This is a genomic window from Parabacteroides distasonis, assembly GCF_004793765.1.
Lineage (GTDB): Bacteria > Bacteroidota > Bacteroidia > Bacteroidales > Tannerellaceae > Parabacteroides > Parabacteroides distasonis_A.
Genome location: NZ_SRYM01000025.1, coordinates 22,766 through 39,485 on the forward strand (window position 1 = coordinate 22,766; position 16,720 = coordinate 39,485).

Annotated in this window: 14 protein-coding genes and 3 pseudogenes; 5 read left to right on the forward strand and 12 right to left on the reverse strand. The window is 44.2% G+C overall.

Features of this window, described 5'->3' with window-relative positions:
• Nucleotide 1: 1 nt before the first annotated feature.
• A pseudogene (locus tag E5342_RS10160) lies at nucleotides 2-451 on the forward strand (DUF3857 domain-containing protein); the annotation flags it as partial.
• A 2-nt stretch (nucleotides 452-453) separates the two neighbouring features.
• Here the strand turns inward: E5342_RS10160 and E5342_RS20170 are convergent.
• From E5342_RS20170 to E5342_RS10205, 9 genes and pseudogenes are all read right to left on the reverse strand, one after another.
• A pseudogene (locus tag E5342_RS20170) lies at nucleotides 454-1,263 on the reverse strand (M56 family metallopeptidase); the annotation flags it as partial.
• Between the two features lie 8 nt (nucleotides 1,264-1,271).
• On the reverse strand, nucleotides 1,272-1,637 hold the full coding sequence (locus E5342_RS10170; RefSeq protein WP_121735962.1) for a BlaI/MecI/CopY family transcriptional regulator: 366 nt from the start codon (nucleotides 1,635-1,637) through the stop codon (nucleotides 1,272-1,274).
• Nucleotides 1,638-1,796: 159 nt separating this feature from the next.
• Nucleotides 1,797-2,252: a hypothetical protein gene (locus E5342_RS10175; protein WP_005857362.1), complete on the reverse strand. Its 456-nt coding sequence runs from the start codon at nucleotides 2,250-2,252 to the stop codon at nucleotides 1,797-1,799.
• Nucleotides 2,253-2,306: 54 nt separating this feature from the next.
• Nucleotides 2,307-4,127 carry a V-type ATP synthase subunit I gene (locus tag E5342_RS10180; RefSeq protein WP_135959320.1) on the reverse strand — a complete coding sequence of 607 codons (1,821 nt, stop codon included), beginning with the start codon at nucleotides 4,125-4,127 and terminating at the stop codon, nucleotides 2,307-2,309.
• Nucleotides 4,124-4,747, reverse strand: a complete 624-nt coding sequence (locus E5342_RS10185; RefSeq protein ID WP_121735960.1) for a V-type ATP synthase subunit D — start codon at nucleotides 4,745-4,747, stop codon at nucleotides 4,124-4,126. Before E5342_RS10185 ends, E5342_RS10180 begins: the two co-directional genes overlap by 4 nt.
• An 11-nt stretch (nucleotides 4,748-4,758) precedes the next feature.
• Entirely contained in the window at nucleotides 4,759-6,075 is a 1,317-nt protein-coding gene (locus E5342_RS10190; RefSeq protein WP_005857368.1) for a V-type ATP synthase subunit B, read from the reverse strand.
• Nucleotides 6,076-6,082: 7 nt separating this feature from the next.
• Complete coding sequence (locus tag E5342_RS10195) at nucleotides 6,083-7,840, reverse strand: V-type ATP synthase subunit A (RefSeq protein WP_121735959.1); 1,758 nt, start codon at nucleotides 7,838-7,840, stop codon at nucleotides 6,083-6,085.
• A 3-nt stretch (nucleotides 7,841-7,843) separates the two neighbouring features.
• Nucleotides 7,844-8,722: a DUF2764 domain-containing protein gene (locus E5342_RS10200; RefSeq protein WP_121735958.1), complete on the reverse strand. Its 879-nt coding sequence runs from the start codon at nucleotides 8,720-8,722 to the stop codon at nucleotides 7,844-7,846.
• Nucleotide 8,723: 1 nt separating this feature from the next.
• Complete coding sequence (locus E5342_RS10205) at nucleotides 8,724-9,314, reverse strand: hypothetical protein (protein ID WP_121735957.1); 591 nt, start codon at nucleotides 9,312-9,314, stop codon at nucleotides 8,724-8,726.
• 196 nt (nucleotides 9,315-9,510) lie between these two features.
• Between E5342_RS10205 and E5342_RS10210 the strand changes: the two genes are divergently transcribed.
• Nucleotides 9,511-10,017 carry a GNAT family N-acetyltransferase gene (locus tag E5342_RS10210; RefSeq protein WP_121735956.1) on the forward strand — a complete coding sequence of 169 codons (507 nt, stop codon included), beginning with the start codon at nucleotides 9,511-9,513 and terminating at the stop codon, nucleotides 10,015-10,017.
• A gap of 195 nt (nucleotides 10,018-10,212) precedes the next feature.
• Here the strand turns inward: E5342_RS10210 and E5342_RS10215 are convergent, their stop codons facing one another.
• Complete coding sequence (locus E5342_RS10215) at nucleotides 10,213-11,196, reverse strand: lytic transglycosylase domain-containing protein (RefSeq protein ID WP_121735955.1); 984 nt, start codon at nucleotides 11,194-11,196, stop codon at nucleotides 10,213-10,215.
• The gene (locus E5342_RS10220; RefSeq protein WP_121735954.1) at nucleotides 11,171-12,514 is read right to left on the reverse strand and encodes a gliding motility-associated C-terminal domain-containing protein; all 1,344 of its coding nucleotides are present in this window, start codon (nucleotides 12,512-12,514) and stop codon (nucleotides 11,171-11,173) included. Before E5342_RS10220 ends, E5342_RS10215 begins: the two co-directional genes overlap by 26 nt.
• A 104-nt stretch (nucleotides 12,515-12,618) precedes the next feature.
• Here E5342_RS10220 and E5342_RS10225 point away from each other — a divergent pair, with 104 nt between their 5' ends.
• The 3 genes and pseudogenes from E5342_RS10225 to E5342_RS19705 all read left to right on the forward strand — a co-directional run.
• Nucleotides 12,619-14,427: a PBP1 and LysM peptidoglycan-binding domain-containing protein gene (locus E5342_RS10225; protein WP_121735953.1), complete on the forward strand. Its 1,809-nt coding sequence runs from the start codon at nucleotides 12,619-12,621 to the stop codon at nucleotides 14,425-14,427.
• Nucleotides 14,424-15,101 (forward strand): porin family protein, encoded by a 678-nt coding sequence (locus E5342_RS10230; protein WP_432707219.1) that lies wholly within the window; start codon nucleotides 14,424-14,426, stop codon nucleotides 15,099-15,101. Before E5342_RS10225 ends, E5342_RS10230 begins: the two co-directional genes overlap by 4 nt.
• Nucleotides 15,102-15,720: 619 nt before the next feature.
• Nucleotides 15,721-15,828: pseudogene (locus E5342_RS19705) on the forward strand (uridine kinase); the annotation flags it as partial.
• Nucleotides 15,829-15,861: 33 nt separating this feature from the next.
• Here E5342_RS19705 and panB read toward each other — a convergent pair.
• A complete protein-coding gene (gene panB, locus E5342_RS10240; RefSeq protein ID WP_121735951.1) occupies nucleotides 15,862-16,683 on the reverse strand; it encodes a 3-methyl-2-oxobutanoate hydroxymethyltransferase in 822 nt (273 codons plus the stop codon).
• Nucleotides 16,684-16,720: the final 37 nt, after the last annotated feature.

Consider the following 16,720-nt stretch of genomic DNA (forward strand, 5'->3'; position numbering starts at 1 on the left):
CATGAAAAGGATTCTAACAATCACCGCAGTCTCCCTATTGGCTTTATCGCCTATGTACGGGCAGGAAGCCTACGCAGGATACGACTGCGTCACCTTGCTGGACAGCACCGCCGTAACGGTACAACCTACCGGCTCGGGGGCTTTCGCCGTATACAAGGCTTTTAAGGTACAGACTCTCAAGGGAGCCGTCGCCAACCGTATCATTAAATACGATTACGACCCGCTGACGGCGCACGCCGAGTTCCGCTACGCCACGATCTACCGTGCGAACGGCGACGTGATCAATCTCGACGTAACCCAAGCTTGCGACTACGCCGCCCCCGCACGTGCCATCTACTGGGGCGCCCGGCAGATCATGCTGGAAGTGGGCCGCCTCCAACCGGGAGATGTCGTGGAGTACGAGATCGCCAAGAAAGGTTTCACCTACGCCTTGCTGACGGCAGGCGACGACGGATACTTCAACCGTGCCCATGGACTTGATTTTTGTTTTAACATCATAGCTATTCGCTTTTTAAGTGAACTGTGATTAAAGCTGTTGGCCATAGAAGTGAAGCGCTGTGCACCAACAGCTTTCTTAATTAATAATAATTGATATTTTTTTGCGTCGACGCCTTGATTTAATACGCTTTCATCGGCCTCGTATTCATGGATATTTTGTAATTCCTGTCTCAACAACCAAGCAGATGGGTTGAACCAATGGAACAGGATACAAACCTCGGAGATCAACAGATCAATGGAATGACGGGCTTTTACATGCGCCATCTCATGTGTCATGATCTCTATCCCACTTTCCTCAAAATCCTTCCGGCTTATTACGATCGTTCGCATCCAACTGAACGGGGCGACTGATTGGTCCGTAAGAATCAGATGGATTCCGTCCACCAGCTTTGGTGTACCTTGTCTCATCAACCAGAACAAGGCATAAAATGAATATGCGAATTGACAAAGCGTTAATATCCCTCCGATTATATAGGCTATCACCATAACTCGTAACCATACAGATTGGCTAGCGGACTCTGTTGACGTTCTCATGGAAACCGCCACTAGCAAATTCTCCAAATCCATGACCGGACGCTGAATGACCGTAGTTTCCTCTAGAGTAATCTCACAAAATGGAATGATAACCGAAAGCATGATCAAGCTTAATAAAGCGATCCAGTTGAAACGATGGAAGGTATCACGGCTCAACAATAGTTTATAAAACAGATAAAACATCGTCAAGCACACGGATGATTTAAGGATATATACAAAGAAGATTCCCATACTCGCACTTATTTACAATTCCCTTGTTCTACATCATCTATTAGTTTTCGCAGATCATCCACAGAGATATCCTCTTCCTTGATCAGCGTAGAGACAACCCCCAGATAAGAATTATTGAAATACTTAGCGATCACATTTTTCAACGTACCATTACTATACTCCTTTTCCGTTAAGACCGCATAATATTGATAGCTATTCCCAAAATTCTTATGGGCAAGGAAACCTTTCTCCTCCAAGCCTCGGACAATCGTAGAAAGGGTATTGAAATGAGGTTTAGGCTCCTCGTAATATTCAAGTAGCTCTTTCACGAACAATGAGCCTTTCTGCCAGAACCAGCCCATGATTTCTTCTTCTTTCGCCGTGAGTCGTTTCATAACTTTATCTTGTTTGTGACAAAGTAACTAAAACTTTTAGTTACCAAACTAATTTGTATAGTTAATAAACTAAAAGAGATAGTTTATTCTTTGATTCCACAAAAAAACCGTCCCGGGAATATCCAGGACGGCCTCTATTATATCCAGATGTTTGAATGATTAGGCGACAGGAATCGTTCCGCCAATCAAGATCACTACCAACAAGGCCAAGATAGCGTACAACTCAGGGAATACGGCCATCACCATTGTAGCACCGAATACGTTGTGTCCGGCACCTACACCAGCGATACCATTTGCGCAAACCTGAGCTTGGCGGATTGAAGAGTAAAAACCAGCGAAACCTAACACTAAACCAGCACCGAAAACAGCTGTAGCGGCCAACATGGAAATATCAGCTACCAAGAACTTCTGCATCATAAAGTAGCCCACAAATCCATACAAACCCTGTGAAGAAGGTAACGCACTTAAAGCGATATACGTACCCAAAGCATCCGGATTTTTCTTCATCGCACCTACCACCGCATTACCTGCGATCGTAACACCATAACTACTGCCGATAAAAGTTAAACCTGTCATCAACGCAATACCTACATAAGCTAATAAAATTGGTTCCATAATAAAATGTGTTTTTAAATTATTCTTTTATTGTTTTATTTTCTCGTTTAATTGTTATGCTTTTCTGAATGGCTCATAAGCCTTACCTCCACCTTCGAACTCTGCGTTCTTGTAATATTCCACGAAGATCAAACGAAGTGGGTGTACCAAGGAGCTGATCGTACAAAGAGCGATATTGATAGAGTGACCCACTAACAAGATCAACAACATACTGATCGCACGTGCCACGATATTCATACCGTCTGTCATCGTAACCGCCAACGTATTAAATACGCCACCCAAGATGGAACCGGTCAGACCGATAGCGAACAAACGAATGTATGATAACGTATCACCCAGCAATCCGGAGGCCATATTATACGTGTTCCAAAGTCCGGTACCAAAGTTCAGGAATACGTTCTTGCCTGGTGTATTGTACAAATAAGCGACAACCAGTCCTAGAATGGCGATTCCGTAACATACCATAACGACAGCGTTTGGCAAGTGAACGTTCAACATCGGAAGACCGAACGCCAATGCCAAGGATATGATCACGAACACCCAAGCGAACGGAGCGATACTGTGTTTCGTTCCTTTCTGTATCTTGATCTTGTAAGCAGCGACACATTTACCGAATATGATCTGTACCAAACCGATGACAATAGAGAATGTCATCAAGTTATCGCTATTCACAAAGTAGTTCTTGATCTTTGACAAGGCCGGGATATCCGCCAAGGCCACTCCGAAGAAAGATCCCGTACAAGTACCCACCAACAAGGCTGCGAAACCTAAATACTGGAACAAGGTCAGATAAGGCTTGAAATCCGGGTTCACCTTCTTCTTCAAGATCGTACAAGCGATCATGACCAGTAAACCGTATCCACCATCACCGAAACAAAGTCCGAAGAACAGCATAAAGAACGGGGCGAACAACGGGGTCGGATCAAGTTCACCGTAATTAGGCAAGGAGAACATCTTCGTGATAGGCTCGTACAGCTTACTGAATTTATTATTCCGTAACTTGATAGGCACCTTATCCCCATCCTCGATCTCTAATTGCTGGAAGAAATAACCTTGCTTATCTAGCTCGTACTCCAAGGCCGGAGTGTTCTCCATCGGCACCCAACCTTCCAACAACATGAGCTTATCACCCGCTTGCCGGTCTGTCTGCACTAACGCATTAAAAAGATTAAACTCGTCCTGCAGGCTCTTATCGAATTCCTCCAACGTTTTATAATCCTCCACGGCACGATGTTTCAGCTCATCCTCCACATGCTGGATATCCTTGATACGCTGATCCAGACGGGCACGCAACTTCGCCAATCCTTGAACTGGCATCTTCGGACGTTCAGCGTCTATATCAATCAAGGTACCTTCCTTGGTGATCGTGATAAAATACGTTACCGATTGGAAGTTATTGATCAGAATGGCGTTATACAACACGCTCCATTCCGGCTCGTACTTAGCGGTAGGACAGGTAAAGAACGTAACATCATATCCCGCTCTTTTCAGACGGTTGATATTCTGATAACTGAACTCACCCCATAATTCCATATAAGCCAGATCCTTCTCGATTGCTTGCTTGGAAGCAATCAATTGCGCTTTCTTATCTTGCAATTCCTCTATCTTACGCACCAACTCCAGGCCTTCCTCTTTCGTCAACTCACGAACCGAGGCGAACTTAACGTCTTTCTTCGCCACATGGAGGTTCTTAAAGTAACGCATCAGCGTATTGATCTGTTTACGCTCAGCCAGAAGCTCTTGCAACCTCTCGTTATCCATCACGGAGTTTGTCTCCTTGATATGTACGACACCTAAGTCACGAAGCGTAGAAAGGAACGTATCATACTCCTTATGGTACACCATAAAAGCATATTTACTCATCTTTACTATCATACCTCGGCCTCCTCTTTTTCTTCTTTTGCCTTACGTTTCTCCTGATTGGCTCTCATGATCTTCTGTGAGGACTTAGAAAGACTCTCCTCGTCTTCCATAAACCGTTTCACCTTACGGATCGCATCCTTATAACCCGGAATCTGTACCTTCTCAAACAGGTTCACCTTCTGAGTGGTCTTTTTCCTAGCATGCTCCAACAACTCCAGCTTCATGCCCGAGAACTCCGCCTCAATACCGGTACGAGCCAGCTTTTTCAGCAACTCGATACCATCCGTATACCATGCGGGAGCATTAAAGAGACTATAGTGTCCGATCTCGAACTCGATCTCGTCCAATAACGGGATGATCACGCCGGCGATCTTCTTCGTGGAAAGCGTAACATCCTTCACGGAGATCAACTCCGGATTGAACTCGTTCCACAAAGCCACCATATTCTCGTAACTCTGAATCTCTCGTTCTAGCTGAAGTTCCAATTTATTCACTTCGTCCTTGGTCCGCTTCACCTCGATACGCAGGGCGCTCTCCTTGCTCTTGATCGTAGGCAGGGAGCGTTCACGCATCTTCAGTTGCTTTTCCAATTGCTGAAGAGAGGTTTTATTATATTGAAACTTTATTGCCATGTTTATTTAATTTACTTCCAGTACTTATCAACCAATCCTTGTTTGATATTTACCTCCTCCGGGCTGAAATATCTAGCGAACAATCCCCAAGCTACGTCCAGCATCTCGGTCGTATCCAAGTTTACGTCGATAGCCAACAACTTAGAAGAATAATCCTTGGCAAAAGACAAGGTACGGTTGTCGTAGTCGGTCAAGTCGAAACCGTTCTCCAGCTTGGTCTTAGCATTGGCGGCATCGGCATACAAACGTACGGCGGCGTTCATTACCTGTGGATGATCCTCACGGGTCTTCTTTCCGGTTACCAGCTGTTTCAAACGAGACAAGCTTCGGAACGGATCGACGATTACCTTACCCACATCGCTATCACGACGCAAATACAACTGACCTTCCGTGATATAACCCGTATTATCGGGTACGGCATGCGTGATATCACCACCTGATAAGGTCGTTACGGCGATAATCGTGATGGAACCTCCCGCTGGGAATTGAACAGCTTTCTCGTAAATCTTCGCCAAATCCGAATACAAGGAACCTGGCATAGAATCCTTAGACGGGATCTGATCCATACGGTTTGATACGATCGCCAAGGCATCGGCGTAATTGGTCATATCGGTAAGCAGTACCAAGACCTTCTCGTTCTTCTCCACAGCAAAATACTCAGCGGCACTCAATGCCATATCCGGGATCAAGATACGCTCTACGGACGGGTCCTCGGTCGTGTTGATAAAACTAACGATACGATCTAGAGCACCGGCATTACTAAATGTATTCTTAAAGAACAGGTAGTCGTCGTTTGTCATACCCATACCTCCCAAGATAATCTTATCGGACTTCGCACGCAAGGCTACCATCGCCATAACTTGGTTGAAAGGCTGGTCGGGGTCGGCGAAGAACGGGATCTTCTGACCGGTTACCAAAGTATTATTCAAGTCGATACCGGCGATACCCGTAGCGATTAATTCAGACGGTTGCTTACGACGTACCGGGTTCACGGACGGACCACCGATCTCGACCTCGCGTCCCTCGGGGATCGGGCCTCCATCAATAGGCTCGCCATAGGCGTTGAAGAAACGTCCGGCTAACTGGTCACCTACTTTCAAAGAAGGGGCCTTCCCCATGAACACCACCTCGGCATTCGTACGGATACCTTCCGTTCCGGAGAATACCTGCAACGTCACCTCGTCGCCGATAATCTTTACCACCTGAGCCAGCTTTCCGTCTACAGAGGCCAACTCATCATACCCAACTCCCGTTGCTTTCAGCGAACAGGTCGCTTTTGTGATCTGGGTAATCTTCGTATATATTTTTTGAAATGCTTTTGTTGCCATAACTCTTTTAATTTTCGATTCTCTCCTTCAAAAGTTCATCCAGTTCCGTATTAAACTTCTTGAATTGGTCACTCTCATATTCCGAATAGTTCATCTGCTTAAAGATGTTGATCATCTTCTTGAAGTAGTCCATAACCTCTAAGAAGGTATCAAACTTAAACTCTGAACGGCAAACGTTCACGACCCTATCCAGCATGAATTCCTGACGTCGCAACGGAGTAACCGCATCGATGGCATCGAAAGCATCCTGTTGCAAGATCACGAAGTCGATCAACTCGGACTTCCAGAATGTAACGTGATACTCGACAGGCACACCATCATCACCCAAGATATTGATTTGCTCGGAGATCTCCTTTCCACGCAACATACGGGTCTTGATCTCGTTTACTTTCTCGATCCATTCCGGGGAAATATGTTTAGCGATGTATTCCTGAAACTCGGGATACTCAAGATATTTGGAATAACTATCAATCGGGTTTACGGCCGGATAACGTTTACGGTCGGCACGCTCTTGCTCCAAGGCATAGAAACAACGGGCCACCTTCTTCGTATTCTCGGTCACCGGCTCCTTCAAGTTACCACCGGCCGGCGATACCGTACCGATGAAAGTGACAGAACCTGTAGCGTTGTTATTCAAATGGACGAATCCCGCACGAGCGTAGAAGTTCGCCACGATAGCAGACAAGTCCATCGGGAAAGCATCTGGTCCGGGCAACTCCTCCAAACGGTTGGACATCTCACGCAAAGCCTGTGCCCAGCGGGAAGTAGAGTCGGCCATCAACAGAACCTTCAAGCCCATGCTGCGATAATACTCGGCGATGGTCATCGCCGTATATACGGACGCTTCACGAGCGGCTACCGGCATGTTGGATGTATTGGCGATAATGATCGTACGTTCCATCAATTTTCGTCCCGTATGTGGATCTACCAATTCCGGGAACTCCGTAAATACCTCCACGACCTCATTCGCACGCTCACCGCAAGCAGCGATAATCACTATATCCGCTTCCGCTTGTTTAGAGATAGCGTGCTGAAGCACCGTCTTGCCCGTACCGAACGGACCGGGGATAAATCCGGTACCACCCTCAACGATCGGGTTCACAGTATCTATCGTACGAACGCCCGTCTCCAGCAATTTGAATGGACGGGGCTTTTCCTTATAACAAGTGATGGCTTTCTTTACCGGCCATTTCTGGATCATCGTCATGTTTACGTCCGTGCCATTTTCGTCCGTAAGGACAGCCATCGTATCATTGATGGTATATTGTCCGGCTGGAGCCACCGATTTCACAATATAAGACCCCTTGAACTTAAAGGGGACCATAATCTTATGAGGTTGGAAATTCTCGTCCACCTCTCCCAGCCAATCACCGGCGCTCACGGTATCGCCCGCTTTAGCCAAAGGCTTGAAATCCCACTTCTTATCATTGTCCAACGCAAACGTATAATCGCCACGTTTCAAGAATACACCTTCCATCTTGTCCAAGTCGTTCTGCAAACCGTCATAGTTGCGGGACAACATACCCGGACCTAGCGTAACTTCCAACATATGCCCTTGGAATTCAGCCTCGTCGCCGACACGCATACCACGTGTGCTCTCAAATACTTGTACAAAGGCATTCTTTCCTATCACCTTGATTACTTCCGACATCAGCTTCACGCCTCCGACAGAAATGTAACAGATCTCATTCTGAGAAACCGGACCATCCACCTCTACAGTTACTAGGTTGGATACGATTCCCTTTACAATTCCTTTCGTAGCCATAATTCATTTTATATTGTTTCTTTTAAATTCTTCCAACGCATTCTCACTACCCATCTTCATGGCACCTACCAATTCACGGAAAGTCTTCTCGCCTCTGGCCTTATCCAAAGTTACCCAGCGTTCTATCATCTCCAATTTCAATAAATAAGCGAATACACTCTCTATGTCGAACGTCTTGAAGAAGGTATTATCGTCCAGCCATTTCCATTTCAAAAGATCGATTTTCTTCTCACGAACGATCAGATCAGTCTCTTCGGCGATGCGTTGTAACTCGGGCAAATATTCTACGGAATCGCCCAAGCCGAAATCACGGGCGTTCGACGTACGGATATTTTCTGCTATCTCATTATGCCCCACGATATAATTGGTCTTATCAAATCCATATTTACGGCAAGTGATCGCAGTAAGAACATTGTTGATATTCAGGTTAAGCTCGAACCAGTCGGCCACGAACTTATTCCCACATTTCATAGCATATTCATAATATAACGCAGCTAAGCGGTCTTCCCATGATATATATTCTTTTTCATTTTTGGTGTCTTTAGCCTCTTCAGCTAGATACAGTTTAAAGAATTCCACGAAATAAGGCGGGAGATTATCATTTTTGGGAATTTTTTCCTCATCCTTCAACGCTTTATATAAAGTATTGAATTCATCATACGTTATTCTTCCTCTTGGATCCGGATCGGAGTCCGGTCTTTTAGCATGAGCCAGCAGATTTATATTATCATATTTCAAATAAAATAAATCAATCAACTTTTTATCCTTAGAAGATAGCATATCCTCTATTTCCGTCCGGAACTCACAGACCGAATAGGCTAGTTTGCTATCATCCAACGCTATGTTAGGAAGTCCGGAGATTAAGTAGTAATACTTACTCATATCAGAACAGCATTTCTACTAATTGCGGGCGCAAGAACTCTTTAAAGAACTCGATGAACTCGTCTTCGCCAAACGTCACTTTATAAGAGCCATCCGCCGGGATAATAGAGAAAGACGCTTTCTTTCCGCTAACCTTCTCGATCTTATACCCTTTCTCTAGCAAGCCTTTGGCATTGGCTTCAAAATATGCCTTCAAGCCATCGGAATCAGAAGTTTGGATAGTCAAGAACTCATTAACTGGCCAGCTTTTCACAAGCTCAAGGATCACTTTCTGCATATAAGCGGGATCCATCAACGCCGCTTTCACATTCGAACTAGCGATATCACCAGTGATAAGGTTTGTCACCTCGCTCTTTAATGCCTCGACAGACTGGGTGGCGAACAATTTCAATTCGGCTTCCGTATTCTTCTTCAACTCGGCAGCTTGTTTCTCGGCAACCGCTACGATACGTTTCGCTTCCGCTTCCGCATCTTTAAGAATCGTATCCTTTTGAGCATTGGCCTCAGCGATTATACGCCCCGCTTCTTCGTTCCCCTTCTCTACACCTTCCTTGTAGATCTTGTCTGTTAGTTCCTGAATCTTTGTATCCATTTCCTATTATGTATTTGAATTGTATTTTTCAATAGTAAACGCCCACAAAGTTATTATTTTTCGCGGATTAACATGAAAATAAGTGTGAAATCAAGCTAAAAAATAACATCAGTCAAGTAAAATTCTATTTACATTCGTCTATATTGTATTTTTGTTCGTCTATTTGTATCTTTGTGACTCAAAATACAAAATTAACATGTTTACGATTAGAAAAGCGACTATTGAGGACCGTTCTCTCATACATGACCTTGCTTCACGCATTTGGGAGAACACGTATGGAAAGATACTTTCTAAAGAGCAATTGGATTATATGTTCGACATGATGTACGCTCCGGATAACATTCTTAAACAAATGGAAGAGTTGCATCATCAATATTTTATTATATTGGCGGACGATATGCCGGCAGGCTATTTATCCATAGAGAAAACAGGTGAAAACACGTACAATTTTCAAAAGATCTATTCCCTACCGGAAATGCATGGCACGGGAATCGGTCGTTTTATCATCGAACAAGGTATTAAATATTTGAAGGAGATACACACCGGACCTTTTACCATAGAACTATACGTAAACCGTTACAATCCCGCCATAGGCTTTTACAAGCATATGGGATTACAGGAAATAGGCACACGGGATCATCATATAGGAAACGGCTATTTCATGAATGATTATATCATGGGCATGGAGGTGGAGAATAAATAGACAGTCATCCCCTATCCATAATTTGTAATGAATAAACTCGAGTTGAACGTGTTCAACGGTCACCGTGTAACGATCATGACTATATAGACTGAATCCGTTTAAACGAAACGTAGTATAGAAAAAGTGTTTCATTACGACGGATTGTTATACCATCAAAATGAAACACTTTATTTCTTGTACTAATTAGGAACCAGATCAATTCTCCGACACGACCCAAGCCGAATCGTATACTTCCGTATTCGGGATCTTATAATACATATCCTTTTCTTGAGGAATACTTAATTTATAGGTCTTCCCACCTGTCACCAATTTTCGATCACGGAGCCAAGGATTAAAACGTTTCAAGTCCGCATAAGTGATTCCATGCTCTTTAGCGAAATCCGACAGATTCTGTATATCTTGGCTTACAGCCACATCTACGGTAGAGATCGGCTTATACAGGTCACGGGCACGAAGCACAAAACCGTACTTCGACGGATTCTCGAAAATTTGCTTGATCGCCATGATTCGATAAATATAACGGGTAGTCTCTTCCACCAACCAGAGATCGAAGGAAGAATCCACATCTTGTTTGACCAGCTCACCGGAAATACGTCCCATGCCACCATTATAAGAAGAGGCTACCGCTGCCCAATCTCCATATTTCTTATAGGCAGCTTTCAAATAACGGCAAGCCGCCTCGGTCGCTTTCTCGACATGACAACGCTCATCGACCGTTGGGGTGATTGTCAAACCATATTCCCTTGCCGTACCCTCCAGTAATTGCCACATCCCGACAGCACGGGCTGGAGAGGATACGCGGGGATCCAAATGGCTTTCTATCACCGCCAGATATTTGAAATCATCGGGAACGCCGTTCGCCTTCAGGATTGGCTCGATTACCGGGAAATAACGGTTCGCCCGTTTGATCAGAAGCATCGTCGTAGAATGGAAATAAGTAAAGCTACTCAATTCACGGTCGTAGGCTTCCCGCATATCATAGCGGGTAATATCGATTAGTTTCCCACAAAAAGAGACCGAGGCCGGAATATCCGGCGATAGGGTCATGGATGAGACGACCGGACGACCCTCTATCACTTTCTCTACGTCATTCGAACCCATCGAAATACATGCGGTCAAGCAAACAACGCCTCCGCATAAAAAACCAGCTAAATTATTCTTGGATATTCTCATTTTCATCTTGAATTGTTTTAGGTCTAAGAATGTTTATATCACCTTTTTTCTTATACTTAATACCATCGGAACCTTCGGCTTCTATCACATAAAAATACACGCCCGGCTGAACGTATTTACCACCTTTCTTTCCGTCCCATCCTTGGGCCGGATCTGTCCAGTAATACATCTGTAGGCCCCAGCGATTAAATATCCATGCCTTAAATTTCACCAACGACTTATAGGCTACCCGGAACTCGTCATTAATTCCGGGCGTGGTACCCGGAGAGAATGTGTTCGGTATCATCAGATAAGATTCAGAGATATCAATTTGAACCTCATCTTCCGTGCTGCAAGTAGTGCTTTGGTCACTTACTTCCAACTTGATGATAAAAGTTCCAGATTGGTTGAACGTATAATCCACCTCCTCACCCGTAAAACGGACCACTGGATTATCTTCCTCCCCTTGCCGATAGATTTTCCAATTAAACAAGGCGGCTGTCGGCGTATTCGCGATAGCCGAGAATTGGACAGTGGCGGGAGCACAATAACCGCTCTTCGTCATATTCATATTCGGAGCCTCTTGCTCAATCAGCAACGTATCAATATGGGCATCCACAGCAGCAGCCTGATATTCATCGATACAAAGCGTGATCTCCTTTCCAAAATGACGGGCGAAATAATCGCCTTTCACACAGATCTCCGTATCACACCAAGGAGCGGGAATGGATTTACCGAACAAATTACCCTCAAGAACCGCCGTCTCTTGTTTAGAGGTATATTCTTTTTTATCCGAATTATATTCCAATGTATTATAAATAACATCAAATTGGCGAAACAGTTCACGTCTTGTGCCTGTATTCGGCCAATAATAATAAATAGGTTGGATCGTGCCTGTTCCTGCCAAGACCAATCCGCTACAAGGGTCACTATTATCGGAGACATGCAGGTTGGATATGTTTAACGTGTATTTGCTATAATCAACGATCCAGACGTAACGAGATACGGCCCCTTCCTCGACAAAATAGCCATATCCTTCCTCGACATTCCGAATGGTGGAAGTAGTTCCATTTTGGGTGGAAGCCACTTTCTCAGCCTCCAATCGCTTGGTATTATAACGGTACCATTGATGCGAAGAAGAAGAGGATGAAGTATAACTAATCGTTACGTTATCCATTCCATACACCAAATAAACCTCAAGTCGCTCGGCCGAATCGCCCGAACTCTGCGTGGCTTTCATCGGGCTACCACTTCCCCCCGTCACCACATATTGGGCACACGAGACAGCCGCTACAAACACAAAACTTAGCGATAACAATATCTTTCTTAATTCCTCCTTTAGCATATATAGTCTAAAAATTACGGTTCCAAAATTAGGGAAATAAAAGGACATACGTAGCATGATAAGCAAAATTCACTATCTTTGTCACAAAATACTCCGAACAACAAATGAATAAGATTAGTATATACGCATTGACGTTCTTTTTAAGTTTATCGAGCGTAACCGTTCATTCCCAAAAGAATAATAAGCAAGTTATTTTTAATAACGAACAAGGGGGAGATATATTTTATCATACCATCGAACGCGGACAAACCGTATATGCCATAGCTACCATGTATGGTGTAAGCGTAGAGGATATTTACCAGTTGAATCCGGAAAGTAAAGAAAAGATCAAGGCCGGTTCTACGTTAAGAATCCCGCAGAAGGATTCCGCTATCGCACCTTCCGGCAAAACAGATAACTATACATACCATACGATCCAGCCGAAAGAGACCTTGTACTCTTTATCCATTAAATATTCAGTGCCTGCCACGGATATTATCGCCGCCAATCCGGGCCTCTCCACATCGACATTTACGGCTGGTAAGAATATCCGGATCCCGCCGACACGACTGGAAACCTTGCCTACCACGGAAAAAAGGACCGTACAAAAGGAAATGGAATATACCATACAGAAAAAAGAGACCATGTATCGTATCTGCCGGAAGTTCGATATTTCCAGCGTGGAGCTTTTAAGACTCAACCCTGAGCTGAAAAATGGAGTGAAAGCAGGCATGGTTATCAAGATTCCGATAGTCAGTGAAGAAGTGATCACCCAAAACAAGAGACAACCGGAAGAGCGTGAGGTGAACGCCCTCCTCTCTACTCCTAAAGATATAAAGAAGGTGAACCGTATCCAAGTCGCCTTATTGTTGCCGTTCATGACGAACGAGACAACGCAATCATCCGCGACCTCCCGTTTCGTGGAATATTACGAGGGATTGCTATTGGCGGTTGACAGCTTGCGAAATATGGGAACCTCTATCGAGCTATCGGTATATGATACTGGAAACGGTACGAAGAAAGTCAAGGAGATATTGAAAGAAGATGCGTTATCAAACGCTAACTTAATCATCGGCGCCGTACAGAACGACCAAATCGGATTGATCGCGGATTTTGCCCAAAAGCATAATATTAAGTACGTGATCCCTTTCACCTCCAAGAATGATGATGTCTTGTCAAACGCGAATGTTTATCAAGTAAACACACCTCATTCTTATTTATACGCCAAAGCGGCACAAGCCGGATGTGATTTGTTCTCGGATTATAATATCATACTTGTTAATATAAAGGATAAAGAAGAGAAACCGGAATTTATCAAAGCCTTCAAAACGGAGATGCAGCAACGCGATATCCCGTTCAAGGAAGTAACTTATAAGGGGGATACTTTCGCCACGGATATAGAGACTGCCATGGTAAGGGACAAGCGGAATGTGGTATTGCCAACCTCCGCTTCCTTAGATGCGGTGAATAAGATCAAGGCACCGCTCCGTATGCTTTCCGAGTTGAGAGAGGAGGAGAAAGAACCTTATATGGTCAACCTATTCGGTTATCCGGAATGGCAGACGTATACAAGAGAATGTCTGGAGGATTTCTACGCATTAAACACCTATATCTATAGTAATTTCTATGCGGACAACTTATCTCCGGAAGTCCATGATTTTTATTCCGATTATAAAAACTGGTACAGCAAAAATTTAATCAACACATTCCCGAAATATGGAATCCTAGGCTTTGACACGGGTATGTATTTCATAGGCGCCATCAATAAATATGGTTCCAACTTCGAGAATAACTTAGACAAGATCCATTATAAGAGCATCCAGGCCGGATTCGATTTCCATAGGGTGAATAACTGGGGAGGCTTTATCAATACGAACTTGTTTATAGTACATTACAAGAACGATTATACGGTAACCCGCAGTGAGGTAAGATGATGACAAAAAAGATATTTGTAGTGATATTTCTGTACATGGCAAGCTTATTGATTTGCCATGCGCAGAAAAGTACTTTTAAGCAAGAGCTTGCGGTTGGCGCATCTTTCGGGTTAAATTTCTCTAGCGTAAGCTTTGCCCCAAAAGTCCCTACGAAGATGAAACTTGGATTTAACGGGGGAGCGACGATACGTTGGAATACGGAACCCAATTTAGGCATACAGACGGAATTGAACTTTACCCAACATGGATGGGAAGAGAAGTTTGAGGAGAAACCTCAATATAAATATAGCCGTACGGTAAACTATATGGAGCTTCCGTTCTTGACCCACATCCATTTCGGAAGCAAGCGAGTGCGTGTATTCGTCAATCTAGGGCCTAAAATTGGTTATGCGCTGAGCGAAAGCACGGAGTCGAACCTGAATGGCGAAAACCCGAACGCGAACCGTCCGGACGAACAACATACATTGGAAGTCCAAAAGAAGTTCGATTGGGGGCTTTGCGGCGGACCAGGTATCGAGTTCCGCACCGGAATAGGCTCTTTCCTGTTGGAAGGTCGTTATTACTATGCGCTGGGCGATATGTTCAATAGCCGCAAAGGAGACACTTTCTCTAAATCTTCCAGCCAAATAATATCCGCGAAACTAACCTATCTTATTCCCATCTTTAGTAAATAAAGGGGATAGACCCGTGATATCGTAACAATCAGTTGAAGATCTGTGCCACAAGTCATCCCACTCAAGAGATAAGAACAGTGGATAGTATAACCAAGTTCCGGACAATCTGATCTTTTCACACCCGTGAAGAGATCTTTTCACGCTCGTGATACGATCTTTTCACAAGGGTGAAACGATCATTTCACATCCGTGAAATGATCGTTGGATACAAGCGTACAAGCTACTTCCGATAATACCTTTATCCAACAGGAAGGTGCTACAGTAACAAATCATGAATACAATGGGGAACGCATCCAACTATCATTATTGTTGAGGTGACCTACTATAAAAGAAAAGGCCATCCGTCACGGACAGCCAATCTCATTGTTAACCTTAAATCTAATACCATGAAAAACACAGTGCAAATATAGGGACTTTATGTTATGCAGCATAATTTTCCAACAAGAAAAGCCATTTTATTAACCTTAATTAAGACAAACATGCTATACAACATAGGATTCAGCTCTTTTTATCTCGTTTTTTCTATTAAAAGCGAAATACTACCATTATAAATATTTATTATCTTTACTTTTATCAACATAAATAATGGATTAATCTAATTGAGCGTCTTATCCGTGTGATCCAACGATATGCCGACCTAATTATACCCGAAGGAGGAAGCAACCAGATCGCCATCAATATCTTGAAAATGTTTATCGAGAACAATCTGGGGCTTCCCCATATAGAGAAAATCAGTAAACCAATCTCATGTATTCTGTTTCTAATATTGCTCCTTCTCGTTCGGGAAGTCTTGAGATTTCACGTCTTCAATATACGCTTGTACGGCATGGGTAATCTCCTCCCCTAAATTAGCGTAGCGACGTAAGAAACGGGGAGAGAAGCCTTGATTGATACCGAGCATGTCGTGCATAACCAACACTTGACCATCTACGCCTCCACCAGCGCCAATGCCGATAACCGGGATCGTAAGCTCCGAAGCGACACGAGCCGCCAGCTCCGCCGGGATCTTTTCCAACACCAAGGCGAAACAACCTATCTCCTCTAGCAAATGGGCATCCTCAATCAACTTCTTAGCCTCGGCCTCTTCACGGGCACGTACCGTATACGTACCGAATTTATTGATCGATTGCGGCGTCAATCCTAAATGCCCCATAATTGGAATACCGGCACACAAGATACGTTCGATAGATTCCCGAACCTCGGCACCGCCTTCCAGCTTGATACAATCGGCATGCGTCTCTTTCATCACCCGGATAGCGGAGGCCAAGGCTTCCTTGGAGTTTCCTTGGTACGTACCGAAAGGCAAGTCTACCACCACCAGCGCACGATTCACCGCTTTCACGACCGATTTGCCATGGTAAATCATCTGGTCGAGCGTAATCGGCAAAGTGGTCACGTTTCCAGCCATTACGTTAGAAGCGGAGTCTCCCACCAAAATCACATCCATTCCTGCTTGATCGATTAATTTCGCCATCGAATAATCATAAGCGGTAAGCATGGATATTTTCTCACCACGCTGTTTCATCTCTACCAGACGATGTGTGGTCACCTTTCTATTATCATCTACTTTTGCGACAGACATATTATATTTTTTTTAATAGTTTCGGCCACAAAGGTAA